General features: G+C 59.7%; 23 protein-coding genes, 1 tRNA gene and 3 pseudogenes. 13 read left to right on the top strand and 14 right to left on the bottom strand.

All coding sequences use genetic code 11. The features are described from left to right. Positions 1-378 precede the first annotated feature (378 nt). Complete coding sequence (locus GYA95_RS13810; protein WP_024087406.1) at positions 379-1,113, bottom strand: secretin N-terminal domain-containing protein; 735 nt, start codon at positions 1,111-1,113, stop codon at positions 379-381. 164 nt (positions 1,114-1,277) lie between these two features. Between GYA95_RS13810 and GYA95_RS13805 the strand changes: the two genes are divergently transcribed. After that, entirely contained in the window at positions 1,278-2,720 is a 1,443-nt protein-coding gene (locus GYA95_RS13805) for a SulP family inorganic anion transporter (protein ID WP_161551411.1), read from the top strand. A gap of 112 nt (positions 2,721-2,832) precedes the next feature. Here GYA95_RS13805 and fusA read toward each other — a convergent pair whose 3' ends face one another. After that, positions 2,833-4,944, bottom strand: a complete 2,112-nt coding sequence (fusA, locus tag GYA95_RS13800) for an elongation factor G (RefSeq protein ID WP_100413758.1) — start codon at positions 4,942-4,944, stop codon at positions 2,833-2,835. A 73-nt stretch (positions 4,945-5,017) separates the two neighbouring features. Then, positions 5,018-5,443 (bottom strand): hypothetical protein, encoded by a 426-nt coding sequence (locus GYA95_RS13795; RefSeq protein WP_015271047.1) that lies wholly within the window; start codon positions 5,441-5,443, stop codon positions 5,018-5,020. A gap of 245 nt (positions 5,444-5,688) precedes the next feature. Here GYA95_RS13795 and GYA95_RS13790 point away from each other — a divergent pair, with 245 nt between their 5' ends. Further along, positions 5,689-5,991, top strand: coding sequence for a hypothetical protein (locus GYA95_RS13790; protein WP_015271046.1), 303 nt, complete (start codon positions 5,689-5,691; stop codon positions 5,989-5,991). Positions 5,992-5,994: 3 nt separating this feature from the next. Here GYA95_RS13790 and GYA95_RS13785 read toward each other — a convergent pair whose 3' ends face one another. Together GYA95_RS13785 and gcvA are read right to left on the bottom strand one after the other, a co-directional pair. Further along, a complete protein-coding gene (locus GYA95_RS13785; RefSeq protein WP_015271045.1) occupies positions 5,995-7,245 on the bottom strand; it encodes a 2-aminoadipate transaminase in 1,251 nt (416 codons plus the stop codon). Between the two features lie 236 nt (positions 7,246-7,481). Further along, positions 7,482-8,378, bottom strand: a complete 897-nt coding sequence (gcvA, locus tag GYA95_RS13780; protein ID WP_015271044.1) for a transcriptional regulator GcvA — start codon at positions 8,376-8,378, stop codon at positions 7,482-7,484. A gap of 255 nt (positions 8,379-8,633) precedes the next feature. Between gcvA and GYA95_RS13775 the strand changes: the two genes are divergently transcribed. From GYA95_RS13775 to GYA95_RS13765, 3 genes are all read left to right on the top strand, one after another. Beyond that, a complete protein-coding gene (locus tag GYA95_RS13775) occupies positions 8,634-10,016 on the top strand; it encodes an amino acid permease (RefSeq protein ID WP_015271043.1) in 1,383 nt (460 codons plus the stop codon). 61 nt (positions 10,017-10,077) lie between these two features. Beyond that, complete coding sequence (locus GYA95_RS13770; protein ID WP_015271042.1) at positions 10,078-10,575, top strand: PaaI family thioesterase; 498 nt, start codon at positions 10,078-10,080, stop codon at positions 10,573-10,575. 87 nt (positions 10,576-10,662) lie between these two features. Continuing rightward, complete coding sequence (locus tag GYA95_RS13765; RefSeq protein WP_015271041.1) at positions 10,663-11,358, top strand: glutathione S-transferase N-terminal domain-containing protein; 696 nt, start codon at positions 10,663-10,665, stop codon at positions 11,356-11,358. 136 nt (positions 11,359-11,494) lie between these two features. Here GYA95_RS13765 and GYA95_RS13760 read toward each other — a convergent pair whose 3' ends face one another. Continuing rightward, positions 11,495-13,111: an inorganic phosphate transporter gene (locus tag GYA95_RS13760; RefSeq protein ID WP_161551410.1), complete on the bottom strand. Its 1,617-nt coding sequence runs from the start codon at positions 13,109-13,111 to the stop codon at positions 11,495-11,497. Positions 13,112-13,239: 128 nt separating this feature from the next. Here GYA95_RS13760 and GYA95_RS13755 point away from each other — a divergent pair, with 128 nt between their 5' ends. The 7 genes from GYA95_RS13755 to GYA95_RS13725 all read left to right on the top strand — a co-directional run bounded on the left by GYA95_RS13755 (position 13,240) and on the right by GYA95_RS13725 (position 17,972). Continuing rightward, on the top strand, positions 13,240-13,626 hold the full coding sequence (locus tag GYA95_RS13755) for a DUF488 domain-containing protein (RefSeq protein WP_015271039.1): 387 nt from the start codon (positions 13,240-13,242) through the stop codon (positions 13,624-13,626). Positions 13,627-13,768: 142 nt separating this feature from the next. Continuing rightward, positions 13,769-14,200 carry a GNAT family N-acetyltransferase gene (locus GYA95_RS13750; protein ID WP_015271038.1) on the top strand — a complete coding sequence of 144 codons (432 nt, stop codon included), beginning with the start codon at positions 13,769-13,771 and terminating at the stop codon, positions 14,198-14,200. 117 nt (positions 14,201-14,317) lie between these two features. Next, positions 14,318-14,707 (top strand): helix-turn-helix domain-containing protein, encoded by a 390-nt coding sequence (locus GYA95_RS13745; protein WP_054572496.1) that lies wholly within the window; start codon positions 14,318-14,320, stop codon positions 14,705-14,707. A gap of 63 nt (positions 14,708-14,770) precedes the next feature. Further along, positions 14,771-15,409 (top strand): response regulator transcription factor GacA, encoded by a 639-nt coding sequence (gene gacA, locus GYA95_RS13740; RefSeq protein WP_015271036.1) that lies wholly within the window; start codon positions 14,771-14,773, stop codon positions 15,407-15,409. A gap of 6 nt (positions 15,410-15,415) precedes the next feature. Further along, on the top strand, positions 15,416-17,239 hold the full coding sequence (gene uvrC / locus GYA95_RS13735; protein WP_013973365.1) for an excinuclease ABC subunit UvrC: 1,824 nt from the start codon (positions 15,416-15,418) through the stop codon (positions 17,237-17,239). A 32-nt stretch (positions 17,240-17,271) separates the two neighbouring features. After that, positions 17,272-17,832, top strand: coding sequence for a CDP-diacylglycerol--glycerol-3-phosphate 3-phosphatidyltransferase (gene pgsA / locus GYA95_RS13730; protein WP_015271035.1), 561 nt, complete (start codon positions 17,272-17,274; stop codon positions 17,830-17,832). Between the two features lie 64 nt (positions 17,833-17,896). Beyond that, positions 17,897-17,972, top strand: a tRNA-Gly gene (locus GYA95_RS13725). Positions 17,973-18,278: 306 nt separating this feature from the next. Here the strand turns inward: GYA95_RS13725 and GYA95_RS28165 are convergent. Beyond that, positions 18,279-18,585: pseudogene (locus GYA95_RS28165) on the bottom strand (type VI secretion system Vgr family protein); the annotation flags it as partial. A 77-nt stretch (positions 18,586-18,662) separates the two neighbouring features. Here GYA95_RS28165 and GYA95_RS28325 point away from each other — a divergent pair. After that, a pseudogene (locus GYA95_RS28325) lies at positions 18,663-18,767 on the top strand (IS5/IS1182 family transposase); the annotation flags it as partial. A gap of 126 nt (positions 18,768-18,893) precedes the next feature. Here GYA95_RS28325 and GYA95_RS13720 read toward each other — a convergent pair. The 7 genes and pseudogenes from GYA95_RS13720 to tssB all read right to left on the bottom strand — a co-directional run bounded on the left by GYA95_RS13720 (position 18,894) and on the right by tssB (position 25,914). Then, positions 18,894-19,754, bottom strand: coding sequence for a hypothetical protein (locus tag GYA95_RS13720; RefSeq protein ID WP_137188563.1), 861 nt, complete (start codon positions 19,752-19,754; stop codon positions 18,894-18,896). A gap of 165 nt (positions 19,755-19,919) precedes the next feature. Further along, positions 19,920-20,447 carry a hypothetical protein gene (locus GYA95_RS13715; RefSeq protein ID WP_015271034.1) on the bottom strand — a complete coding sequence of 176 codons (528 nt, stop codon included), beginning with the start codon at positions 20,445-20,447 and terminating at the stop codon, positions 19,920-19,922. Between the two features lie 9 nt (positions 20,448-20,456). Next, positions 20,457-21,515, bottom strand: coding sequence for an RHS repeat-associated core domain-containing protein (locus GYA95_RS27925; protein WP_232914213.1), 1,059 nt, complete (start codon positions 21,513-21,515; stop codon positions 20,457-20,459). Positions 21,516-22,795: 1,280 nt separating this feature from the next. Beyond that, positions 22,796-23,680: a type IVB secretion system protein IcmH/DotU gene (gene icmH, locus GYA95_RS13700; protein WP_015271030.1), complete on the bottom strand. Its 885-nt coding sequence runs from the start codon at positions 23,678-23,680 to the stop codon at positions 22,796-22,798. 1 nt (position 23,681) lies between these two features. Beyond that, positions 23,682-23,873 (bottom strand): annotated as a pseudogene (gene tssK / locus GYA95_RS13695) (type VI secretion system baseplate subunit TssK); the annotation flags it as partial. 29 nt (positions 23,874-23,902) lie between these two features. Then, a complete protein-coding gene (gene tssC, locus GYA95_RS13690) occupies positions 23,903-25,393 on the bottom strand; it encodes a type VI secretion system contractile sheath large subunit (RefSeq protein ID WP_015271028.1) in 1,491 nt (496 codons plus the stop codon). Between the two features lie 17 nt (positions 25,394-25,410). Beyond that, positions 25,411-25,914, bottom strand: coding sequence for a type VI secretion system contractile sheath small subunit (tssB, locus tag GYA95_RS13685; protein ID WP_003258364.1), 504 nt, complete (start codon positions 25,912-25,914; stop codon positions 25,411-25,413). Between the last annotated feature and the right edge of the window lie 163 nt (positions 25,915-26,077).

Genomic DNA, 26,077 nt, shown 5'->3' with positions numbered 1-26,077 from the left:
GAAGGGGAAGGGTGTGCAGGCCAGGCGAAAGGATGCTCCGGCAGGTTGGCTCGTGGTTGCCTTGCTGCGGTGCTACGCGATTGCCAGTACTGCGGTGATGCGCTTCCGTCCCTCGGGACAACTTCTTCGTTGCAGTCGCAATCCCGTCGAACCGCCTTGTGGGCCGTATAGACACGAGACGCCTCCAGGGGTGGGAGGAGCGCGCCTCGAAGGCCCTTGCCAGGGCCCCTGATTAGCGGGAGCGAGGCCATCATGCCCTTGGGAAAAAGACCCTGTCAAATGTTTTGTAGTGGTTTTTTTCACTTACTACATCTTTGGTCTAATGCGACTTGGCAGTCAGTTTCAAGGCCTTTGGTCGAGGCCTTGAATTGCCTGGGATCAGTCGAGAAGGTCGACTTTGACGCGCAAAGTCATGTTTTCACCCCGTTGGGTGCTGTAACTGTGGCTTGAGGCGCTACGGTCGGCTTGGCTCTGCTGGTTGTAGCCGGCCAGGGTGATCCATTCTCCGAGCTTGCCGGTGATTGTCGTGTCGGTGCTTTGTACTTTCACTACATCAGCACGTTCCTGGCTGATACGGTCATTATTGGTGCTTATTTGCAGACGAACCGTATCGCCACTCAAGCTGGGGGTGACGTAGAAACCTTGGGTCACGTTGCGGTATTCGGTGTTGCTCTGGATGCGCCCGTAGCCGTCGGTGCTGGTGCTGGTGATCGGGATGCTCTGGCCAATCTGGATCAGCGCCGGCTGGCCTTCGCTGGCCTGAATCTGCTGCATGCCGCCGTCACGGTTGCTGGTGCCATAGTGGATGACGCGCGCGTTGCCACGGTTGTCCTGGAAGTTGCTGTCGTTGTTGTCGACGCTGATCAGCAGGCGCTTGGGTGCGGTATCCAGTTGTTGCAGCAGGGTGCGCAGGTCGTCAATGCGTTCGGGGCTGGCGTTTACGATCAGCTTGTTCTCGAAGGCGCTGACCGTGCCGTCCTTGCCGATGAATGCCTGGGCGGCGGGCAGCAGTTCGGCGCTGCTGCGGTGTTGTAGCGGCAATACCTCGGTGGCGGCCTGGGCAGTGAGGCTGGCGGCCAGCAGCAAGGCGGCGAATAGGGGGCGTAGCGGCATGTCCATGATCTCCGCAGGTGGAATGTTCATGATGGCAAATTTGCCCAGCTTCTGCTGGTTTCACGTTACAGAACCCCTTGAGCGGTGGCCGCTGTCAGACAAATTCCGTAACATCGCGCCCCTTGTTTTTGTACCGTCCGCCCGGATTGCCTCACAGGATGCCCATGAAACCCGCCCGACTTCGCGCCGACGTGCTCGCCGGCCTGACCACCTCGTTCGCCTTGGTGCCCGAGTGCATCGCCTTTGCCCTGGTGGCTCACCTGAACCCGCTGATGGGCCTGTATGGCGCCTTCATCATCTGCACCCTGACGGCGCTTTTCGGTGGTCGACCGGGGATGATTTCCGGTGCCGCCGGCTCGATGGCGGTGGTGATCGTTGCCCTGGTGGTGCAGCACGGTGCGCAGTACCTGCTGGCCACGGTTTTGCTGGGCGGCGTGGTGATGATGCTGTTCGGCTTGCTGCGCCTGGGCAAGCTGGTGCGGTTGGTGCCGTACCCGGTGATGCTCGGTTTCGTCAACGGCCTGGCGATCGTTATCGCCTTGGCCCAACTGGAACACTTCAAGGAGGGCGGGCACTGGCTCAGCGGTACGCCGCTGTACCTGATGATTGGACTGGTGGCGCTGACCATGGCGGTGGTCTACGTGCTGCCGAAGTTGACCCGTACGGTGCCGCCAGCGCTGGTGGCGATCCTTGGCGTTGGTTTGCTGGTGTACCTGCTTGGCCTGCCCGCACGCACCCTGGGCGATATGGCGCGCATCGCCGGTGGCCTGCCGCAGCTGGCCCTGCCGGACGTGCCGTGGAACCTCGAGACCCTCAAGATCATCGCCCCCTATGCGGTGCTGATGGCCATGGTCGGCCTGCTGGAGACCCTGCTTACGCTCAACCTGACCGATGAAATCACCGAGAGCCGTGGCTACCCGGACCGCGAGTGCGTGGCGCTGGGCGCGGCCAACATGGTTTCCGGCCTGTGCGGTGGCATGGGTGGTTGCGCGATGATCGGCCAGACCATGATCAACCTCAGCTCCAATGGCCGTGGTCGGCTATCGGGGGTGGTGGCCGGGGTTATGGTCTTGCTGTTCGTGTTGTTCCTGTCGCCGTTGATCGAGCGTATTCCGCTGGCGGCGCTGGTCGGGGTGATGTTCGTGGTGGCGCAGCAGACCTTTGCCTGGGCGTCTTTGCGGGTGCTGCACAAAGTGTCGCTGAGCGATGTGCTGGCGATCATTGCGGTGACCGTGGTCACGGTGTTCACCGACCTGGCCGTGGCGGTGCTGTTCGGCATCGTCATCGCGGCGGTGAACTTTGCCTGGCAGCATGCGCGGGAGCTGTATGCCGACAGCCATGAGGATGCAGAGGAGGGCAAGCATTACCAGGTGCATGGCACGCTGTTCTTTGCCTCTACTACGGTGTTCCTGAACCAGTTCGACCCGGCTAACGACCCGGACAAGGTGACCCTGGATTGCCAGCATTTGAGCTTTGTCGATTATTCGGCGATTGCGGCGTTGAAAACCTTGCGGGAGCGGTATGCGAGGGCGGGCAAGCAGTTGCGGGTGGTGCATTTGTCCGAGCGCTGCAAGAAGCTGCTGAAGCGGGCTGGGGAGCAGCACTGAGAAGGGTTGGTGCGTGTGCTGGCCTCTTCGCGGCTAAAGCCGCTCCTACAGGGGGTATGCATTCCCTGTGGGAGCGGCTTTAGCCGCGAAGAGGCCAGCACAGGCGAACGAATCACTCCCCGCGGTTCTTCTTGACGATGGCATCGGCAATGCTCGCCGGTGCCTCGGCATAACGGGTGAACTCCATCGAGAAGCTGGCCCGGCCCTGGGTCATGGAGCGCATCGAGGTGGCATAGCCGAACATCTCGCCCAGCGGCACCTCGGCACGGATCACCTTGCCGGCCGGTGTTTCGTCACCGTCCTGGATCATCCCGCGGCGCCGGCTCAGGTCACCGAGGATGTCACCCTGGTACTCCTCCGGGGTCACCACTTCCACCTTCATCACCGGCTCCAGCAACACCGCCCCACCTTTCTGCGACAGCTGCTTGGTGGCCATCGAGGCGGCGATCTTGTAGGCCATTTCGTTCGAGTCGACATCGTGGTACGAGCCGTCGTACACCGCCGCCTTCAGGTTGATCAGCGGGTAGCCGGCCAGCACGCCGTTCTTCATCTGCTCCTCGATGCCTTTCTGGATAGCCGGGATGTATTCGCGTGGGACCACGCCGCCAACGATCTCGTTGATGAACTCCAGGCCTTCCTTGCCCTCGTCGCCGGGGGCGAAGCGGATCCAGCAGTGGCCGTACTGGCCCCGGCCGCCGGACTGGCGGACGAAGCGGCCCTCGATCTCGCAGGTGTTGCGGATTTTCTCTCGGTAGGCCACCTGTGGCTTGCCGATGTTGGCCTCGACGTTGAACTCGCGGCGCATGCGGTCGACGATGATGTCCAGGTGCAACTCGCCCATGCCCGAGATGATGGTCTGGCCGGTCTCCTCGTCGGTGCGCACGCGGAATGACGGGTCCTCCTGGGCGAGCTTGCCCAGGGCGATGCCCATTTTTTCCTGATCGGCCTTGGTCTTTGGCTCCACCGCCACGGAAATTACCGGGTCGGGGAAGTCCATGCGCTCGAGGATGATCGGCTTGTCCATGTCGCACAGGGTGTCGCCGGTGGTCACGTCCTTCATGCCGATGAGCGCGGCGATGTCGCCGGCGCACACATCCTTGATTTCAGCCCGCTGGTTGGCATGCATCTGCACCATGCGGCCGATGCGTTCCTTCTTGCCCTTTACCGAGTTGAGCACCGCGTTGCCGGAGCTGAGCACGCCGGAGTAGACCCGGGCGAAGGTCAGGGTGCCGACGAACGGGTCGGTGGCAATCTTGAATGCCAGGGCCGAGAACGGCTCGCTGTCGTCGGCGTGTCGCTCCAGGTGCTTTTCTTCGTCATCCGGGTCGGTGCCCTTGATGGCCGGGATCTCCGACGGGGCGGGCAGGTAGTCGATGACCGCGTCGAGCATCAGCGGCACGCCCTTGTTCTTGAACGACGAGCCGAGGATGGTCGGCACGATTTCGTTGGCGATGGTGCGTTGGCGCAGTGCGGCCTTGATTTCGTCGACGCTCAGTTCCTGACCTTCGAGAAACTTCATGGTGAGCTCGTCATTGGCCTCGGCCGCTGCCTCGACCATGTGCGCGCGCCACTCGTCGGCCAGTGCCTGCAGCTCGGCAGGGATGTCTTCTTCGCGGTAGCTGGTGCCCTGGTCGGCATCGTTCCAGTAGATGGCCTTCATCTTCACCAGGTCGATCTGGCCGATGAAGTTCTCTTCACTGCCGATGGCCAGCTGGATCGGCACCGGGTGGTGGCCCAGGCGCTGGTCGATCTGCTTGACCACGCGCAGGAAGTCGGCGCCCTGGCGGTCCATCTTGTTGATGTAGGCCAGGCGGGGCACGTGGTACTTGTTGGCCTGGCGCCATACGGTCTCGGACTGCGGTTCGACCCCGTCCGCGCCGCTGAACACCACTACCGCGCCATCGAGCACGCGCAGCGAGCGCTCCACCTCGATGGTGAAGTCGACGTGGCCCGGGGTGTCAATGATGTTGAAGCGATACTTGTGGGCGAACTGCTTGGTCGAGCCCTGCCAGAAGGCAGTGGTCGCCGCCGAGGTGATGGTGATACCGCGCTCCTGCTCCTGGGCCATCCAGTCCATGGTCGCGGCACCATCGTGCACTTCGCCCATCTTGTGGTTGACCCCGGTGTAGAACAGGATCCGCTCGGTGGTCGTGGTCTTGCCGGCGTCCACGTGGGCGACGATACCGATATTGCGGTACAGCTCGATGGGCGTTGTACGGGCCATGGCGGACTACCTGCGGATGAGCGGATTCTCCCACGGTAGCAGAACGGGAGAATCCTGCTTTACCGCCGGGCCGTCAGTCGGCCTGGGCTTGCAGCTGCCACTGGCCATCCACTTCGCGGGCCAGGCCGCTGGCTGGCAGCAGGGCCAGCAGGCGCGTGTGCAGGGCGGCTTCGGTGAAGGTCTTGAGAGTGGCCAGGTCCAGTGCGCCGACCAGGTTGAGATCGGCCTTGGTGTACGAAAGCCAGGCCTTTTTCAGGGCCTGGGCGACGTCGCTGCCGGAGGTGCTGGCAAAGCGGCGGTGCCATTGGCGACCGTCGAAGGTGAAGGTGTGGGCGTGGCTGTAGGTGCCTTGGTCGCCCCCTTCGGTGCAGCGATGGCAACGGCACGGGCCTTCGCCGAAGGCGTTGCGCAGGTAGCTGTTGAAGTCCACCACGGGCTTGAGGGACAGGCGTTTGTCGACTTCGAACAGGTCGGCGATCAGGGGTTCTTCGGCGCTCACTCGGGATCCTCGTGTGGTGTGGCGTGCATCGGCGGGCACCCTAACAGATCGGGGCATTCAGATCACCTTTTGCAGGCCCGGCCTCTTCGCGGGCTCGCCCGCTCCCACAGGTGCTGTGCACGACCTGAGCAACATGCGATCCCTGTGGGAGCGGGCGTGCCCGCGAAGAGGCCAGTAGAGACAATGGAGATCACCTGCCGTACTCTACGCGCCCATACGCCTACACACCCACAGAGGTAACCCGCTTGAGCACCAAGTACCCGTACATCGCCACCATCACCGTCAGCGCCGAAGACCGTGGCGGCGACGCCGAGGCCTCGGAAAACCCCAATATGCGCGTTGGCCTGGAAGCGGTGACCGAAACGCTGAAGAAGGTGCATTTCGTCGGTACGCTCGCAGCCCCCGAAAAGAACGCCACGCACATCTGCGTGACCCTGGAGAACGGCCTGACCTACTACGGCCCGATCGTCAACGGGCACGCCGAACTCGAAGGCGGCTGGATTGCCTTCGAGTCCGACATGCTCACTCCCGCAGAGCTGGGCTTGTAAGTATCAGTTCAGCTCGGCCAGGCACTGCTCGAGGATATCCAGGCCTTCCTCGAGCACTTCGGCCTCGATGGTCAGCGGTGCCAGCAGGCGGATGATGTGCCGCGCCTTGCCGCTGGGCATCAGCAACAGGCCCTTGGCCCGCGCCGCGTCCATCACCTTGGCCAGTTGCGCCGGTGCCGGGCTGCCGTCGGCATTGACGAACTCGATCCCGCGCATGGCGCCGACGCCGGTGAGGCGGCCGATGAACGGGCTCAGGCCCGAGGCCTTCCAATGCTCGAAGCGGCGCACGATTGCCTGCTCCTGGCGCTCACCCCAGGTAGCGATGTTCTCGTCGGTCATCTGCGCCAGGCTGGCCAGGGCTGCCGCACAGGCGATCGGGTTGCCTGAATAGGTGCCACCCAGGCCGCCCTTGGGCAGCGCTGCCATCAACTCCTTGCGCCCGACCACCGCACCCAGCGGCATGCCGCCAGCAATGCTCTTGGCCAACAGCAGCAGGTCGGGCTCGAGCCCTAAGCGCGGGAAGGCGAAGCGCTGGCCTGTGCGGCCGAAACCTGACTGGATCTCGTCGATGATGATCAGGATGCCGTGCTCGTCGCAGAAGCGGCGCAGGGCCTGGGCGAAGGCTGGGTCAAGGGCGAGGAAGCCGCCTTCGCCCTGCACCGGCTCGAAGATGAACGCCGACACGTCTTCCACTGCCAGCTCGACGCTGAACAGGCGGTCCATGGCCTTGAGGGCCTGTTCGCAGGTAACCCCGGTGTCGGCGCTGGGGTAGGGCAGGTGGTACACCGGCCCCGGCAATTCACCGACCCGCTGCTTGTACGGGGCGACCTTGCCGTTGAGGTTCAGGGTGGCCAGGGTGCGACCGTGGAAGCCGCCGTCGAAGGCGATGATGGCGCGTTTGCCGGTGGCAACGCGGGCCACTTTCAGGGCGTTTTCCGCAGCTTCCGCGCCGCTGTTGGTGAGCATGCCGGCCAATGGGTAGCTGACCGGTACGAATTGGCTCAGTTGTTCCATCAGCGCCAGGTATGGGCCGTGGGGGGCTGCGTTGAAGGCGTAGTGGGTCAGGCGAGCGGCCTGGGCCTGGATCGCCTCGACCACGGCCGGGTTGCAGTGGCCCAGGTTGAGTACACCGATACCGCCGACGAAGTCGATGTAACGTTTGCCGTCGGTGTCCCAGACTTCGGCATTGCGGCCATGGGAAAGTGTGATCGGGTGAACGATGGCAATGGATTGGCTGATACTTTCCTGATTCATGGGCACGCGGACCTTTGTTCGAATTTCTTATTATCCAAGCGTGTTGGCAGGTTATTCCGCAAACGAATTATTCGATTGCGGTCATTCCCTGGATTCTTGAACTAGCTGGTTTTTGTATCTGCCATTCCGGCCCTATCGCCGGCAAGCCAGCTCCCACAGGTACGGCACAGGTCTTGATGGCTGTGGAGTACTTGTGGGAGCTGGCTTGCCGGCGATAGGGCCAGTGCAGGAAGTAATCAATCCCCCTCGGCCACCCGCTCCCGAATCCACTGCACGAAGGCCCTGACCTTGGGCACTTCGGCCGCATGCTCGGCATGGGCGATGAAGTGCCGGCCATTGCTCGCCACCGGGTGGTCCCAGGCCACCACCAGCTTGCCCTCGCTCAACTCTTCGGCCACCAGGTAGCGCGGGATCAGGGCGATGCCGCAGCCGGCAATGGCTGCGCGGATGCACAGGTAGAACGTGTCGAAGCGGGGGCCGTGGTAGCTGTTCTGGCTATGCAGCCCCAGCCCCAGGAACCATTCATGCCAGGCCTCCGGGCGCGACACGCACTGCAACAGGCGGTGTTCGGTCAGCGCCTGGGCGCTGTCGAACCGGTGGTTGGCCAGCAGCTGCGGGCTGCACACCGGCACCACTTCCTCGCTGAACAGTTCGATGCAGGTTGCCCCGGGCCAGGTGCCCTGGCCGAAGAAAAACGCAATGTCGGCCTTGGCCTGCACCAGGTCGAACGGCTCCAGCTCATTGCGGATATCCAGGTGAATGCGCGGGTAGCGGTCGCCAAAACCCTTCAGCCGGGGTACCAGCCAGCGCGCGCCGAAGGTGGGCTGGGTGGCGATGCGCAGCACTTCGGTCTCGTCGCCGTAGCTGAGGATGTAGCGGCTGGAAATGTCGATCTGGGTGAGGATCTTGTTCACTTCGGTGAGGTATAGCGCGCCAGCCGGGGTCAGGTGCAGGCGCCGGCGAATGCGCTGGAACAGCGAGTGCGACAGCATGTCCTCAAGCTGCGCCACCTGCTTGCTGACGGCGCTCTGGGTCAGGTGCAGTTCCTGGGCCGCGCGGGTGAAACTCAGGTGGCGGGCGGCCGCTTCGAAGCACTGAAGGGCGGTGGTCGAAGGCATCAGGCGTTTGGACATGACGGGCAAATACCGAGCAAAAAAGGAAGGAGTTCATTCCATAACGGAATCATGTGTTTCGAAAAGGTCGTTTGTTGACCTCGGCCTATAGATTAATACTGACCTGGATCAACGATTACAACCGGTCGTGCGAAGAGGAGGTCAGTACCCGCTTCCGGCATCTGCAAAACAACAAAAACGAACATCAGAAATTTATAAGAATTCTGCTCCAGTCTTCAGCCGCCCCGCTGCGGCCGACCCATTCGAGGGTTCTTCATGGCTTCGCCAAACAACAACAAACAGCGCTCCCTGCAGCACGGCCTGACGTCCCGTCAGGTATCCATGATCTCCATCGCCGGCATCATCGGCGCCGGCCTGTTCATCGGTTCCTCCAACGCCATCGCCACCGCCGGCCCGGCCATCCTCATCTCCTACGCCATGACTGGCCTGCTGGTCTTGCTGGTGATGCGCATGCTTGGTGAAATGGCCATCGCCAACCCCAACAGCGGCTCGTTTTCCACCTATGCCTCCGAAGCCATCGGCCCTTGGGCGGGCTTTACCATCGGCTGGCTGTACTGGTGGTTCTGGGTACTGATCATTCCGGTCGAGGCCATTGCCGGCGCCGACATCCTGCATGCCTACTTCCCTGGCGTGCCGTCGTGGCTGTTCGCCTTCCTGATCATGCTGGTGCTGTCGGGTACCAACCTGATCAGCGTGAAGAACTTCGGTGCCTTCGAGTACTGGTTCGCGCTGGTCAAGGTGGTGGCGATCATCGCCTTCATCGTGGTCAGCAGCCTGGCGGTGTTCGGCGTCTGGCCGCTGGCCGAGGTGTCCGGGGTCAGCCGGTTGTGGGACAACGGCGGCTTCATGCCCAACGGTTTCGGCACCGTGCTCGGTGGCGTGCTGATCACCATCTTCTCGTTCTTCGGCGCCGAAATCGTCACCATTGCCGCTGACGAAACCGCCAACCCGAAAGACAAGATCCGCCGCGCTACCAACCTTGTTGTGTACCGCATCGCCATCTTCTACCTGGCGTCGATCTTCCTTGTGGTGTCGCTTGTGGCGTGGAACGACCCGGGCCTCAAAGCGGTAGGTTCGTTCCAGCGCGTGCTGGAAGTGCTGAACGTGCCGGGCGCCAAGCTGCTGGTGGATATCGTGGTGCTGGTGGCCGTGACCAGCTGCATGAACTCGGGCCTGTACACTGCGTCGCGCATGCTCTATTCGCTGGGCGCCCGTGGCCAGGCGCTGAGCGTTACCAAGCGTATCTCCGGCTCGGGCGTACCGACCGTGGCGGTCATCTTCTCGACCCTGGCCGGCTTTGCCGGGTGCTTCGTCAACTATGTGTTCCCGGGCAAGGTATTCGGCTTCCTGCTGTCCACCACCGGCGCCATCGCCTTGCTGGTGTACCTGGTGATTGCCGTTTCGCAGCTGCGCATGCGGGCCCGTGCCGAGCGCGAAGGGCGGCCGCTGGAGCTGAAGATGTGGCTGTTCCCATGGCTGACCTGGCTGGTGATCGGCACCATCGTCATGGTGCTGGGCTACATGCTGTTCAGCGATGCCTACCGCTACGAGACGCTGATGACCGCCGGGGTGACCGCGTTCATCCTGCTGGTTTCGCTGACCCAGCGGCGCGCCAGGGTGGTTGCCCAGACGGCCTGATGTTTCTGTTTTAATGTGGGGGCGTTGCGCGCCCCCCCATATCAATAAGCACAGGAAGCGTATGAACGACCACTCCCTTTCCCTCCAGGCCCTCGCCGCACCCGACGGCACTTGCTACGGCTGCGGTTGTTCCCACCCCAGCGGCCTGCACCTGCAAAGCCATTGGGACGCCGACGGCATCCACCTGGTGTGCCGGCACGCGCCCGACAGCACCTTCATCGGCTGGCCCGGCCTGGTCTATGGCGGGCTGCTGGCGATGCTGGTCGACTGCCACTCCAACTGGACGGCAATGGCTTACCACTACCGCAACGAAGGTCGCGAAGCGGGCAGCCTGCCGCGCATCGACTGTGTCACTGGCAGCCTTGGCCTGAACTACCTCAAGCCCACGCCCATGGGTGTCGAATTGTTGCTCAAGGCGCGTGTGGAAGGTGAGGTAGGGCGCAAGACCCGGGTGCTCTGCGAAGTCTGGGCCGACGATGTGCTGACAGTGACTGCCGACTCGGTGTTCGTTCGCGTCGATACCGAAAAGCTCAAGCTCAAGGCCCACGGCCAGGCCTGAGCCGCTGGTGCTGATGAGTGGTCGGTGATGGTCAGCGGCCGGGGATGTCTCTAGAGTGAGAGGTTCATTCCCCAGGCCAGGTTGATCATGACCGATCTCAGTGCTTTTCCCATTACCCGCAAGTGGCCCGCCAGACACCCCGAGCGCCTGCAGCTGTATTCGTTGCCGACGCCCAACGGCGTCAAGGTGTCGATCATGCTCGAAGAGATCGGCCTGGCCTATGAGCCGCACAAGGTCAGCTTCGACAACGATGACCAGCTGAGCCCCGAGTTCATCTCGCTCAGCGCCAACAACAAGATCCCCGCCATCCTCGACCCCAATGGCCCTGGCGGCCGGCCGCTGCCGCTGTTCGAGTCGGGGGCGATCCTGCAGTACCTGGCAGAGAAGAGCGGCCAGTTGCTCAGCCAGGACCCGGCCCAGCGTTACCAGACCTTGCAGTGGCTGATGTTCCAGATGGGTGGCATCGGGCCGATGTTTGGCCAGGTCGGATTCTTCCATTTCTTTGCTGGCAAGGAATACGAGGACAAGCGCCCGCGGGACCGTTATGTCAACGAGTCCAAGCGCCTGCTCGGTGTTCTGGACCGGCATCTGAAAGGCCGGGAATGGATGGTCGACGAGTACAGCATTGCCGATATCGCGATTTTCCCGTGGGTGCGTAACCTGGTTGAGCGTTACAACGCCAGAGATTTGGTAGGCTTCGATCAGTTCAAGGAAGTGCAGCGGGTGCTGGCGGCGTTCCTCGAGCGGCCGGCCGTGCAACGCGGGCTGAAAATTCCAGGTTGAGGTTGGCTGTAAGGGCCCTATCGCCGGCAAGCCGGCTCCCACAGGTAATGAATGCACAGGGCTTGAGGTCTGTGGTGTTCCTGTGGGAGCTGGCTTGCCGGCGATAGGGCCAGTGAAGACGAAACTGTTTTCAGGCTCAGAAAATGTGGTGCAGCAGCCAGTACAGGCTGCCGGCCAACAGCATTGCTGCCGGCAAGGTCAGCACCCAGGCCATCAGCAGGTTGACCAGCGTGCGCTTCTGAATCCCCGACCCGTTGGCCACCATGGTCCCGGCCACCCCGGAACTCAGCACATGGGTAGTCGACACCGGCAACCCGAACATGTCCGCCGCACCAATGGTACACATTGCCACCACTTCGGCCGAAGCCCCCTGGGCATAGCTGAGGTGGGTCTTGCCGATCTTCTCGCCTATCGTCACCACGATGCGCCGCCAGCCGACCATGGTGCCCAGCCCCAGTGCGATGGCCACGGCCACTTTCACCCACAGCGGGATGTAGCGGGTGGCATCATCCAGCTGGGTCTTGAACAGCAGCACCTGGCTGCGTGTACCTGCATCGAATACCACCAGCTGGTTCTTCTCGATCAGGCGGATGGCTTCGCTGGTCAGGTACATGTCGTTGCGCACGTTGGCCATGGCTTCGGCCGGTACCCGCTTGAGCGAGCCATAACCTTTGACCTCTTCGCCGATCATGCCGGTCAGCGCCGCCAGCGCCGGTATCAGTTGCGGGTTGGCCCTGGGCTCGGCAATGAACGTGGTCAGCACCTGGCGTGGGTCGGCCGGTGCTGCTTGCGGGGCGCCGCGCACCAGTGCCTGGCGGGTTACCTCGGCGACCGCGGAAAACTGCAGGGCCTGTTCATTGGGCATGGTCTTGTTCAATGCGTAAGCCATCGGCAGGGTGCCAACCAGGATCAGCATGATCAGGCCCATGCCTTTCTGGCCGTCGTTGGAGCCGTGAGCAAAGGACACCCCGGTGCAGGTCAGGATCAGTACGCCGCGGATCCACCACGGTGGCGGTCTCTGGCCTTCCGGCGCCTGGTACAGCGCTTTGCGCTTGACCAGCGCGCGCAGTGCCAGCAGCAAGAGGGCGGCACAGGCAAAGCCGAGCAGTGGCGAGAACAGCAGGGCATAACCGACCTTGCTGGCCTGGGCCCAGTCCACGCCACTGGTGCCGTCGCGCCCATGCATCAGGGCATTGGCCACGCCCACGCCGATGATCGAACCGATCAGGGTGTGCGAGGATGAGGCCGGCAGGCCCAGCCACCAGGTGCCGAGGTTCCAGATGATCGCTGCCAGCAGCAGGGCGAAGACCATGGCGAAACCGGCCGAGGAGCCGACCTGCAGAATCAGCTCCACCGGCAGCAGGGCGATGATGCCGAACGCCACCGCGCCACTGGAAAGCAGCACGCCGAGGAAGTTGCACAGCCCGGACCAGACCACGGCGACGGGGGCAGGCAACGAGTGGGTGTAGATGACGGTGGCCACTGCGTTGGCGGTGTCATGGAAGCCATTGACGAACTCGAAGCCCAGGGCAATCAGCAACGCCAGGCCCAGCAGCAGGAATGGTGTGACTGTGGTGATTACCGTGCCGCTGGCCGTCACATCCTGTTTAAGGCTCCAGGCGGTGTAGGTAATGCCGGCCAGCAACAGGCCGAAGAACAACACCAGGGTGGCACGCCCGGGCTTGTGGGCAAGTTGCGGGCGGGCATCGCGTTCGGCCAGTTGCGGCAGACTGGCCAGTGAAGGGGTTGCCATGATGGCTCCGGTTGGGGTGTGGCAAGGGTGCCGAAGGCCTTGAGCATAGAAACAATTCGTAACCCGGCCGTGACCTCGATCAATGATTTATCTAGGCTCAAGACGGACGGTAGTGGCAGGAGAAACCCATGATTCGCTGCAAGCGTGTCTACGATGCGGTTGAGCAAGACGACGGTCAGCGCGTGCTGGTCGATCGTCTGTGGCCGCGTAACAAGCGCAAGGAAGACCTGCACGGGCAGTGGTTGCGCGAAGTTGCACCCTCGGATGAGTTGCGCAAGGCGTTTCACCAGGGTGAAGTGGATTTCGCGGGCTTCACCCAGCGTTACCAGCAAGAGCTGGCGGCCCACCCCGAGCACTGGTACCCGCTGCTGGACCTGGCCGGAAAGGGCACGCTGACATTGCTTTATGCGGGCAAGGATACCGAGCACAACAATGCCCGGGTGTTGGCTGAATGGCTGGAGGACGAACTGGACCGGCGTGGGCCCGGCAGTTCGCCCGTGTGCTACGCCCAATGATTGGTGTTCGTTGTACTGGCCCTATCGCCGGCAAGCCAGCTCCCACAGGTACTGCGCTGCCTTCAAGGCTATCGCTGTACCTGTGGGAGCTGGCTTGCCGGCGATAGGGCCGGGCCTGGCAAACCGAAGAGTATGAAATGTGATGTCACTGAAACTGACCCCCGCCAACGACACCCACCGCACCTTCGCCCGCGACCTCACGCGCCGCGCCATGCTGCCGTACTACCGCGAATATGACCTGCTGTGGCTAGAGGAAGCCTTCGACGAAGCCTGGGGCTGGCGCGAGCAGTGGCTGGTGACCGAAGGCGACGCGGTACTCGGCTTCTGCAGCCTCAGCCAGGACCGCCAGGCGCTGTTCATCCGCGAGTTGCACCTGTTACCCGAGCACCGTCGGCGTGGAGTCGGCAGCTGGGTGCTGGAGCAGTTGGCACTGTGGGCCCGCCAGCGGCACCTGCCGCTGCTGCGGCTGATGGTGTTTCGCAGCAACCCGGCGCGCGTGCTCTACCAGCGCCACGGCTTCGTCGAAATGGGTGAGGACGAATGCTTTGTGCGCATGCAGCGCACGATCGACTAATAGCTCAATGATGGCTTGTCGCGACTGGTGAGCATCGGCATAGTGAACTCAGGCGTTCACGGCTGCCTGCAGGTGGGTAGGCCGTACATGAGTGTGATCAGGGATAAGGAGCCCCCCATGAATGGAATCGGTCCGCGGCTGCGGGAAGAGCGTGAGCGTCTGGGGATGACCCAGCGCGTGTTTGGCGATATCGGTGGGGTCGAACCCAATGCCCAGGGCAAATACGAGAGTGGTGAACGCTCGCCGCGGGTCGATTACCTGGCGGCATTGGCAACCCGGGGCGTGGATGCACTCTATGTGCTCAGCGGTATCCGCACCCCGGCACCGCTCGAGGGGCTGAGCGCCGATGAGTCCGGTTTGCTGGGGGCTTTCCGGCAGTTGTCGTTCGACGATCAGGCGGCACTCTGGCACTTGTTGCGGCGTTTGACCAACAACGACAAATCCCGGCAGACAGTGAGGCCGCTTACGGTTGAACGTCAGGGGTTTCTTACGGAAGGAATGCGTTAGGTCCGCCGTGAAAAATTTTGTTAAGGTGGCGGGATCCAATCGCCCTGCTGACGAGGTGTGTGCTTGATTAGGGTCTTAGTGGTCGACGATCACGATCTGGTACGAACCGGTATTACACGCATGCTGGCCGACATCGATGGCCTGCAGGTGGTGGGTGAGGGCGATTCGGGCGAGTCGGCACTCAGGCTGGCCCGTGAACTGAAGCCGGATGTGGTGCTGATGGATGTGAAAATGCCCGGCATCGGCGGCCTGGAGGCCACCCGCAAGCTGCTGCGCAGCCACCCGGACATCAAGGTGGTTGCCGTGACCGTGTGCGAGGAAGACCCGTTCCCCACGCGCCTGTTGCAGGCCGGCGCTGCTGGCTACCTGACCAAGGGCGCCGGCCTTGACGAAATGGTCCAGGCCATCCGCCTGGCCTTCGCCGGCCAGCGCTACATCAGCCCGCAGATTGCCCAGCAGATGGCGCTGAAGCCATTCCAGCCACAGGGCTCGCCGTTCGATGCCTTGTCGGAGCGGGAAATCCAGATTGCCCTGATGATCGTCGGCTGCCAGAAAGTGCAGATCATCTCCGACAAGTTGTGCCTCTCGCCCAAGACCGTCAATACTTACCGTTATCGGATCTTTGAAAAACTCTCGGTCACCAGCGACGTCGAACTGACGTTGCTGGCCGTTCGCCACGGCATGGTCGACGCAAGCCTGTAAAACCTCATGTCCCAAGTTTTCGATGCCAGCGCATTCCTGGCTACCTGCAGTGGTCGCCCGGGCGTCTACCGGATGTTCGACGGCGAAGCCCGGCTGCTTTATGTGGGCAAGGCCAAGAACCTCAAGAAGCGCCTGGCCAGCTATTTCCGCAAGACCGGCCTGGCGCCCAAGACCGCCGCGCTGGTGGCCCGCATCGCCCAGGTCGAAACCACCATCACCGCCAACGAAACCGAGGCGCTGCTGCTGGAGCAGAACCTGATCAAGGAGTGGCGGCCGCCGTACAACATCCTGCTGCGCGATGACAAATCCTACCCCTACGTGTTCCTTTCCGACGGCGAGTTTCCGCGGCTGGGCATTCACCGTGGGGCAAAGAAGGCCAAGGGCCGCTACTTTGGCCCGTACCCCAGCGCAGGCGCCATTCGCGAAAGCCTCAGCCTGCTGCAAAAGGCCTTTTCGGTGCGCCAGTGCGAAGACAGCTACTACGCCAACCGCACCCGGCCATGCCTGCAGTACCAGATCAAACGCTGCAAAGGGCCCTGCACGGGCCTGGTGACCGCCGAGGAATATGCCGAGGACGTGCGCCACTCGGTGATGTTCCTCGAAGGGCGTAGCCAGCAACTGGGCAACGAGCTCAATGCCGAGATGGAGAAGGCCGCCATGGCCCTCAATTTCGAGAAGGCCGCCGAGCTGCGCGATCAGATCGCCTTGCTGCGCCGCGTCCAGGACCAGCAGTACATCGAAGGCGGCAGCGGCGACGTCGACGTTATCGCCGCCTTCGTCAACCCCGGTGGCGCCTGCGTGCACCTGATCAGCGTGCGTGGCGGGCGGGTGCTGGGCAGCAAGAACTTCTTCCCGCAGGTGGGCATCGAGGAGGAGGTGGCCGAAGTGATGGCCGCTTTCCTCTCCCAGTATTACCTGGGCAATGCCGAGCGCGAATTGCCGGGCGAACTGATCGTCAACGTGGTGCACGAAGACTTCGCCGCCATCAGCGAAGCCCTGCAGACCCTGCGCGGCCGCGAGTTGACCATCAGCCACCGGGTACGCGGTACCCGCGCCCGCTGGCAGCAGCTGGCGGTGACCAACGCCGAGCAGGCGCTCAATGCGCGCCTGGCCAACCGCCAGCACATGGCCGCACGTTTCGAGGCCCTGGCCGAGGTGCTGGGCCTGGACGAGGTGCCGCAGCGCCTGGAGTGCTACGACATCAGCCATTCCAGCGGCGAAGCCACCGTGGCCAGCTGCGTGGTGTTCGGCCCCGAAGGCCCGCTCAAGTCCGACTACCGCCGCTTCAACATCGAAGGCGTCACCGCTGGTGACGACTACGCCGCCATGCACCAGGCCCTGACCCGCCGATACGGGCGCATCAAGGATGGCGAGGGCAAGCTGCCCGACGTGCTGCTGGTGGACGGCGGCAAAGGCCAGCTGAACATGGCCCGTGACGTGATGCAGGAGCTTGGCTTCAGCGACCTGACCCTGCTTGGCGTGGCCAAGGGCGTGACGCGCAAGGCCGGTTTCGAAACCCTGTACCTGAACGACGTGCACCATGAGTTCACCCTCAAGGGCGACTCACCGGCCTTGCACCTGATCCAGCAGATCCGCGACGAGGCCCACCGTTTCGCCATCACCGGCCACCGCGCCCGCCGCGGCAAGGCCCGCCGGGTGTCCAGCCTGGAGGATGTGGCCGGGGTAGGGCCCAAGCGCCGGCGCGACCTGCTGAAACATTTCGGCGGCCTGCAGGAGCTCAACCGCGCCAGTGTCGATGAAATCGCCAAAGCACCCGGCATCAGTAAAAAGCTTGCCGAGTCGATTTATGCCAGCCTGCATAGCGAGTAGAATGCGGGCTCAACTTGCGGCCAGTCGTACCGATGAATATTCCAAACCTGCTCACCGTTCTACGCGTCCTGCTCATCCCGATCTTCATCCTGCTGTTCTATATGCCCTACCACTGGAGCTACATGGCCGCCAGCAGTGTGTTCGCCGTTGCCGCCGCCACTGACTGGCTGGATGGCTACCTGGCGCGTCGTCTTCAGCAGAGCACGCCGTTCGGTGCCTTCCTCGACCCAGTGGCCGACAAGCTGATGGTGGCGGTGGCCCTGGTGCTGCTGGTGCAGACCCACGCCAACTTCTGGCTGACCCTGCCGGCCGCGGTGATCATCGGCCGCGAGATCGTGGTTTCGGCGTTGCGCGAGTGGATGGCCGAACTGGGCGCGCGGGCGCATGTGGCGGTGTCCAACCTCGGCAAGTGGAAAACCGCGGCGCAGATGCTGGCGCTGGTGATCCTGCTGGCCAACCCGCCGGCGGTGACCTTCTGGGTAATCCTCGGTTACGCGCTGCTGCTGGTGGCGGCGGGGCTGACCCTGTGGTCGATGGTGCACTACCTGCTGGCCGCCTGGCCTCACCTGCGCGAAGGCTCTGAGCAGAAATAAAAGTTTTTTTGAATCAAGGGGTTGACGCTGTTTTAGAAATCGCTAGAATGGCACCCATCACGACGCGGGAATAGCTCAGTTGGTAGAGCACGACCTTGCCAAGGTCGGGGTCGCGAGTTCGAGTCTCGTTTCCCGCTCCAAATATAGATTTACAGGGTTCTTTGGAAGTCTGTAAATCATTGAAAAAAGACGCTTCGGCGTCTGTTTTCGTTTCAGTCAGATCCATCAGGATCCATGGGCATTCGGGCCTTTCCAGGCTTTGTACGAAATCCCAAATAACCCAATCACCGCCCCGAACGCTGAAACTTTGCAGAATTCCCCGGCATCGACGGAAAGGCATTCTGTGATGGCTAAGCGTTACGAATACTCGGACGAGGTGTGGGGTGTGGTCTCCGAGCTCTTCATCAAGCCCTAGCAGCTACCGGCCTAGCCTTAGGATACCCGCCCCAACAGGAGCTAAACTCGTTGTTCTGGCTTTCACGGTCCCAGGGAAAGCTGACCTTTACTCGGCCCCACTCATCGCAATAGATCTCTTCTCCCTTCGGGCCGACCACGGTAGCTATGTGCGGACCGTCAACGCGTAGTTTTGGCAGTGGGGCAGGGCGCCATTCGGTCCGGCCGGGGACCAGCACGGCCGTCTGTTAGTAGCGCGTGCTTACATCTGCGCCGGCGGCTTCTTCCTGCAGGCTGGTGAGTTGTTTGCCTTTGTGTGCAACCGGGTTCACCCGCCAATACGTTGAGGTCGTCACTTGGTAGCCTGTCGCCGCTTTGCTATGAAACCTAGAGTTGACCGTCGCTATCTTCGTAGAACCCTTCGTCGTCATACTCGGTCTCGCTATCGCCGCTTGGCCAAGAATACGACGCAACTGACGACATTGTTTGCGCTGTCGAATCTGTCGATGGCGCGTCGGCAGTTATTGAGCGCTGTAGGGTGAGGTGCGCCTGTGGTACCCGCGAACCAGGGCAAAGCCTTGGCTTTGAGGCAATTGACGTCAGAGAAATCGGCGCTAAGGCGTCAATATATTGCTCATTGAGCGCTCGGGCTAACTTGTTCGGAGTTTTCATAGGGGTGACCAATGTATATGATTTCCGACGACGATCTTCTCGAGATTTTCTACGGTGTTATAAATAAAATCATAATCTAATTGATGATGCCAAGTTGCGGCCATGATCGTGCTTCTATGTATTTTGTCTTGTTTGATTAGGTTTGTTCTAATGCTCCAGTTGTGTGGTGGGTTTATAGTTATATAGTATTGTATGTTTTCTTGGTGAATTATTTTGGTGATAGATGAGAGTCTATCCTTTTTGTGGTCTACTGGAAAGATTTGACAGTTTAATATCAGGTCGTCATATTTGAATCTCACAATTTCGCCAAATTTATCAATATTCTTGTCCAGGCGGCCTATTGATAGGATCGGTTCTCCGGTAGCGTCAAGCCCGTACTTCATTAGGTTCTTTGATCTCAAGTCTGATTTTGTGGGTTTGCTAATTGCTCGAAATTTTGTATTAAGTATGCTGGGGATTATAAGTTCAAACGGTATTAATTCTAGGGATTTGCCAAGTGAGAGTCGCCATTCGGTAACGTGTAGTTTGCATGCTTCAAGTGTAGGTCTGACCATTGTGGTGTATTGATCAAATTCGTCTTTTAGGGTTAATATTTGGCTCTGTAGGAAGGGGGCTGTAATTTTCATTATCCACCGCATGCGTAAAAGTTTTTCCATCGCCCTGTCTCCATGCGTCTTGTGATGTCGCATCAAGATGCGGATAGAGTTGATTCCTTTCTTTTTTGCGTTTCGTAAAATTTGGTATATTTGTTTGTCGTTGTATTTCCCATGTATATGTTTTCCAGCATGGTAATTGCCATCTGTTTCCGCTAGAGTTTTTCCTGGGTTGTCAGGTTGAGCTAGTTTTGTTGGCTGCATTCCCCAAAGTCGTGCGCCATTTTCGGCGATGTCTGGGGTCGCACCGCCTTGAGCCAAAATTCCGCGTGAGCCATTCGCATATACACTATTCGTGTTTAAAAGTTCTCTATGAAGTACTGCCTTGTCCCCGAACTTGCCCGTGTGTGAGATTGCTAGTTGTGCTTGCTATAATGATTGGTAGAGCTTTATTCTCGAGTCATCCAGCGGGAAAAAATCTTCTGATAACTCATAGAGGCGCATGACCCAAAAGTTATTCTCATCAGCCATGGCTCTCCTGTCTATCTCGGAATAAAGCTTTTCAAGTGTGGCGATCTGCTTGTCGGTATCTAATATTTCAATGCTAATTATTCTAGTTATTAGGTTTATAAATAGGTTGTGAAAGGTTATGAAGAGATTTATTGTGGAGTTGCAATATGCAGTGTTGGTCAGCTCGTCGTTTTCAAACATGTATCCGATGGATGAGTCCTCTTTGTTGACAAAGAAACATCCGGTGAAGTCGTGCCCAAAGAAAGCAAAGTGCTTATTCAGTGCTGGGATGTGGTATAGCGTATTATAGAACTCTGTTTTGTTGTTTTTGTAGGGTGGCAATAGACAGGCTTTGCTCCGTACGTCGGAAAGTACGACGGAATTATCAATTGCACCATTTTCCATGTTGGTGTATTGGGCTTGAAATTTCACGAAAGGAAGCTCCATGTTTTTCTCCTACGGGCAAGTGGTTTTCTTTATGCTGTTCAAGGCTTGCTGCAATAGGCTTCTGCCAGAGCTGCTGTATTGGAAGCTGTATGTGTTTTTAGCGGAGTAGCGATTCACAAGAGAATTGCAGCCGGTACAGGGTCGTCTTTCAGAGTATATTTCAATAATTTTCACCTCTTTCCTGTTGGCGTATTTTGAGATGAGTCTTTCTTCTGAGTGGAGTGGTCCGTGATTTCTCATTACTTCTACGTACTCCTTGTCGTTAATAGTGTATCTGATGGCTGCATAATTTGTCTTTGCTGCGGTGTGGTTTCCGTCGATAGCTCTTTGGTTGATTACATTTTGACTTAATCCGCTTCCGTATGGAATTTGCTCTACGGCCAGCCCTAGCGGGTCGATATGGGTTAGTGTGTTAGGGGCGTATATATTAAGATTTATGCCGCCAGCCAAACCTATGGGGTCTACCTGCGTAAACCTGCCTATATCCGGATCATAGAATCTAAAAGTGTTGTAGTGAAGCCCCGTCTCTCGGTCAAGGTATTGCCCTTGGTATCTCAGATTCTGCTCACGCTCTTGTCGTGGACTGTGCCATTCATCCCGTATGGCGCCCGAACCCTGATAGTCACTGCGCCAGAGTGTATGGCCCTGTTCATCCGTCAACTGCTCGGGCAACTCGGCCAAGTTGGTGTGGAAATACTGTATGTCTTCCTGACCCGGTTTCCCGTCTATGCGTACCAACGGCCCATAGCCGTACAAACTCGCATGGACAAAAAGGCTGGGCAGCCCGCTTTGCACCTCCTGCAGTAACCGCAACCCCTGCCAGTGAAACAGCGTATGGCGTACCGGCTCGGCTTCGCCGTGCCTGTACACCGCCTTGCTGATCCGCCGCCCCAGAGGGTCGTAGCCGAACACAATGCGTTCGGTCTCCTCGTATCGCGCTTGCTCCACGCATACCAACCGCTGCTCGGCGTCATACTCGAAGCGCTGCACTAGATGGCTGCCGATTCGTTTTTCACACATACGCCCAAATCGGTCATAGCGGTAGCGCTTGTCCTGATAGACCAGCACACGGTTGTGCTTGATCAGGCCGTGGAGCTTCGGTCCGTCGAATAGGTTGCCAGCCTTGTCGTACTTGAAATCCTCAACCTGTGTCGCTCGCCAGTTGGGGCGAGACTGGTGAGTACTCTGTAGCTGCTCGTTCGGGTCGTAGCCATAACGGTTGCTACCGGTGTAGCTCTTGCCTGTGTTAGGTGAACGATGAAAATGGCCAATAATCTGCTCAAGATGCGCGATGTCATCAGCTGCAATGTCGCCAAAGGGCTGGAGTGTTCCTTATGAAGTTGAACTGGTCCGCGTCCCGCATCCTGAAGGCGGCGAGTTGTGGATTTACGTCGATGAAGAAGGCAATCGCCTGGAACTCGGGCGCCTGCGCGCCGGCGATGCCTTTGTCAGTGTTGTGGACGGCTTGGCTTTCTTCCAGTTGGAGGATGGCCAAACAGTTGTCGAGGACATTCATGAGGGGCGCTACAAGGTTTTTGATGTCGACCCGCACGAGCCCAGTCGTTCAAGACTAATCAGGCTGAGCGACCGCAATCTCAATTACATAGATGTGCTTTACGACAAACAAGGTCGCCTTCAAGCACTCTATGACAAGTACGGCCAGACGGTTGTCCAGCTTCACTATGATGCTGCGCATACAAGGCGTGTATGCAAGGTGTCGCGGCTCTTCCTGTCAAATAACGGTGAGCCCGCTATCGAGCGGAACGAGCTGCTGGTCAGCTACGGCTATACCGACAGTGGGCAGTTGCAAGAAGTTCTGGATGCAACGGGCCAGGTGGTGCGTAACTTCGGTTATACCGAAGAGGGCTATCTGAAGCGTCACCAACTGGCCAGCGGCGCCGTCCGCGAGTACGAATGGGCACGCTACACCATTCCTGAAAAACGTCCTACACCAAGACGGGCGGACGGAACACCCTATCGCCTGCCGCCTTTGCTTGAGCCGCAACCTGACCACGAATGGCGGGTGGTTCGTCACTGGGGTAGCGATGGGGAGGAGTACAAGTTCGAGTACAACCTCGAAGAAGGCGAAACCCTCGTAACAGACGGACTGGGACGTATAGACCGCTATTTCTGGGGCCCGCTGTACGACGTTTACAAGCATGTCGATGCACTTGGGAACTGCTGGCAAGCAGAGATCGTCGCCGGCCAGTTGGTCAAACGAACTGATCCGCAGGGCGGCGAGTGGGGATACAGCTATGACGATATCGGGCGTCTGATCGAGACACGTGACCCGCTTGGGCGAAGCGAACGCATAAGCTATCTGCGCCACTGGGCTTTGCCCGTTCAGGTCACAGACGGAGCAGGACGTACCCGGCGCTACGGCTACGATGCTCATGGCAATTTGCTGTGGGAGCAGGACCCACTGGGCCGGAGCACACAGTATCAATACAACCCGGAAGGGCGGAAATGACCAACGGACTCCACCACGGCCATTGCCGGTTCATGCGGAAGTTGCTTGGGGCGACGTTGGTGTATGGGTCGCAGACGGTCTCCGGAGTCGGGCCGCGCAGTTCTCGGATAATCCCGTGGAGTTGGTGTATCAGTGCGTTGAGGGATTCTTCGCCCTTCGGGGCGATGGCGTACTTGCCTTTCAAACCAAGGCACAGCGCGAAGTACATGAACTCCAGCACGTCCTGATAACGTATGGGTTCCTGCATGAGGCGCGACAGTACGGTGAAGACTTTCTCTCCACCCCAAGTTTCGTCGTGGAAAATGCTGAGCAGGGGTTCCTGGCTCCAGCAGCTGGTTTTACCCCAAGGCCTGTCCATGACAGCTTCATCGATGAAAAGGCAAAGACCGTATGAGTACGCCAGCAACTGAGCGGGCTCGTAGCCGTGCTGGCGCATCTCTTCCCGCACGTTTTCGATCTGGTTACGCACTTGCTGATGCACGTCCTTGATGTTGGGCAAGGCATCTAGGGTACGCAGGCGTATCACCAGGCCGAATAGAGGGGCGGCGGCATCCAGCATCAGGTTGTCGTAGCCGCCACGTAGCTGGAAGTCTGGGTCTGCCGGGTAGCCTTCATACACCGGCTCTGCCTTTGGCGTTCGCTCAGGGCCATCAGCCGCTGTTGGTGCGGGTGAGTCGTTGGACAATGACGCCTCGAGCATCGCGTGCAGTTGCTCGCTTTCGACCTGTTCGGCATCAGTTGGGGGGCTGTTTTCTTGTTTCATTTCATTCGCTCCTGATCGCCCAGAACTGCAGTTCCAGCCCCGGGAACTCCCCCGCGACGTGGATACCGAAGCCACTGGATGCCTCCATGCCCGCCCAAGCCGGGGAACGACGGTCCAGCTCGAAGTAGGTGAAGCCTGCATGGAAGGGCAGATCCCGAGGTGCCACGGGCAGCGGCACCAGTGGAATCCCCGGATCCGTCACCAAACGGTCGAAAAATCCACTCATTGGGTATCAAGCCGGCCGACCAGGGAGATCTCGAAATTCGCCCCCATGTACTTGAAGTGCGGGCGCACGGCGAGCGAGACCTGATACCAACCCGGGTCACCGGCAACGTCCGACACCTCGACCCTTGCAGCACGCAACGGGCGGCGGCTGCGCACATCGGCTGACGGGTTCTCCTGGTCGGCCACGTACTGCCTGATCCATTTGTTCAGTTCGGACTCAAGGTCCTTGCGCTCTTTCCAGCTACCGATCTGTTCGCGCTGCAGCACCTTGATGTAGTGGGCCAGCCGGTTGACGATGAACAGGTAGGGCAGCTGGGTGCCGAGCTTGTAGTTGGTTTGCGCTTGCAGGCCTTCCGGGGTCTTGGGGAAGTTCTTCGGCTTCTGTACCGAGTTGGCCGAGAAGAACGCGGCGTTGTCGCTGTCCTTGCGCATGGTCAGGGCGATGAAGCCCTCTTCGGCCAGCTCGAACTCCTTGCGGTCGGAGATCAGGACTTCGGTCGGAATCTTGGCCTGCAGCTGACCCAGTGACTCGTACAGGTGCACCGGCAGGTCCTCGACGGCACCACCCGACTGCGGGCCGATGATGTTCGGGCACCAGCGGTAGCGGGCAAAGCTGTCATTGATGCAGCTGGCCAGCAGGAAGGCGGAGTTGCCCCACAGATAGTTGTCGTGCTGCCCGGCGATGTCCTCGTCGTAGGTGAAGCTCTGGACCGGGTTTTCTTGCGGGTGATAGGCAGAGCGGAGCATGAATCGCGGCCCGGTCAGCCCGGTATGACGGGCATCCTCGCTTTCGCGGAACGCACGCCACTTGGCATGCCGGGGGCCGGCGAAAATGTCCTTGATCTCCTTCAGATTGGGCAGTTCTTCAAAGCTGCTCAGATTGAAGAACTCAGGAGAGGGCGCCGCGAGAAAAGGTGCGTGTGCCATGGCACCGACCGAGGCCATGTAACTCAGCAGTTTTATATCGGGAGAAGAGGGGCCGAAGCTGTAGTTGCCAACCATCGCAGCAACGGGTTCACCACCAAATTGGCCATAACCTGCGGTGTAAACATGCTTGTATATGCCGCTGCAAGTGATGTCGGCGGCATTCTCGAAGTCATCGAGCAAGTCATCTTTGCTGACATGCAAGACTTCAAGCTTGATGTTCTCACGAAAGTCGGTTCGGTCGACCAAAAGTTTGAGGCTGCGCCACGCGGATTCAAGTTGCTGAAACTTGGGTTGATGCAGGATGGCATCCATCTGCTTGCTGAGCACTCGATCCAGTTCAGCGATCATCTGGTCGACACGATGTTTGTTGATGAGTTGATCAGGGTCATGGCTTTTAAGGATCTCGGCAATAAAAGCAGATACACCCTGGCGAGCGACTTGATAGCCCTCTTGAGTAGGTGCCAACTTGGTTTCTGCCATGATCTGGTCGAGCAGGGTGGCGTTGCTCAGTGGTTCGGTTGTTGTTTCAACCGCGACGGTCGTGCTGTTTTGCTTTGGCATGGGGACGCTCCATTGTCTCAGTCTTCTTTTGGCGCCTCGAGCACCAGGTCAAGTTCTTCAGCCAGTTGTTTGCGTGCCTGTTCGTTATTCAGCAGGTGCTGCAGTTGCTTGCGGAACGTGGGCACGTTGCCCAGTGGGCCTTTCAGCGCGACCAATGCCTCGCGAAGCTCCAGCAGCTTGTTCAGCTCCGGTACCTGGCGGGCGATGCTGTCTGGCCCGAAATCGTTGATGGACTTGAACTGCAGGTTGACCGCCAGCTCTGCGTCGGGGGCAGTGCTGAGCATGGATGGCACGGACATGGCGAGGCTGACATCGGCGTCGTTCAACACATTGTTGAAACTGTGTTTGTCGATTCGCATGATCGAACGGTCTTCCAGCGCGCGGGCATCATCCAGGCCGAAATCGCCTAGTACCAACATCTTGTGCGGCAGCTCTACCTCGGCTTGTTCGCCGTCGGTGGCCGGTACGTACTTGATGTTTATGCGTTCTTTGGGTGCAACGGAGCCTGAGCTTTTATTCATGGATGTCAGCCTTCGTGAAGTTTGGATATATGTAGGAAGCGTCCTACAAAGTTATGTTTAAATTTAAACGTAATTGGAGTCTCGCTATGTGCGTGTAAAAAACCATGCACCGAAAAAATATTGTGCGTCGAGTGTGAAAGTGTAAGGAAATATTTGGTTGTGA

It is taken from the genome of Pseudomonas asiatica, from assembly GCF_009932335.1.
Taxonomy (GTDB): domain Bacteria; phylum Pseudomonadota; class Gammaproteobacteria; order Pseudomonadales; family Pseudomonadaceae; genus Aquipseudomonas; species Aquipseudomonas asiatica.
This window is presented reverse-complemented; position numbering and strand designations above follow the sequence as displayed.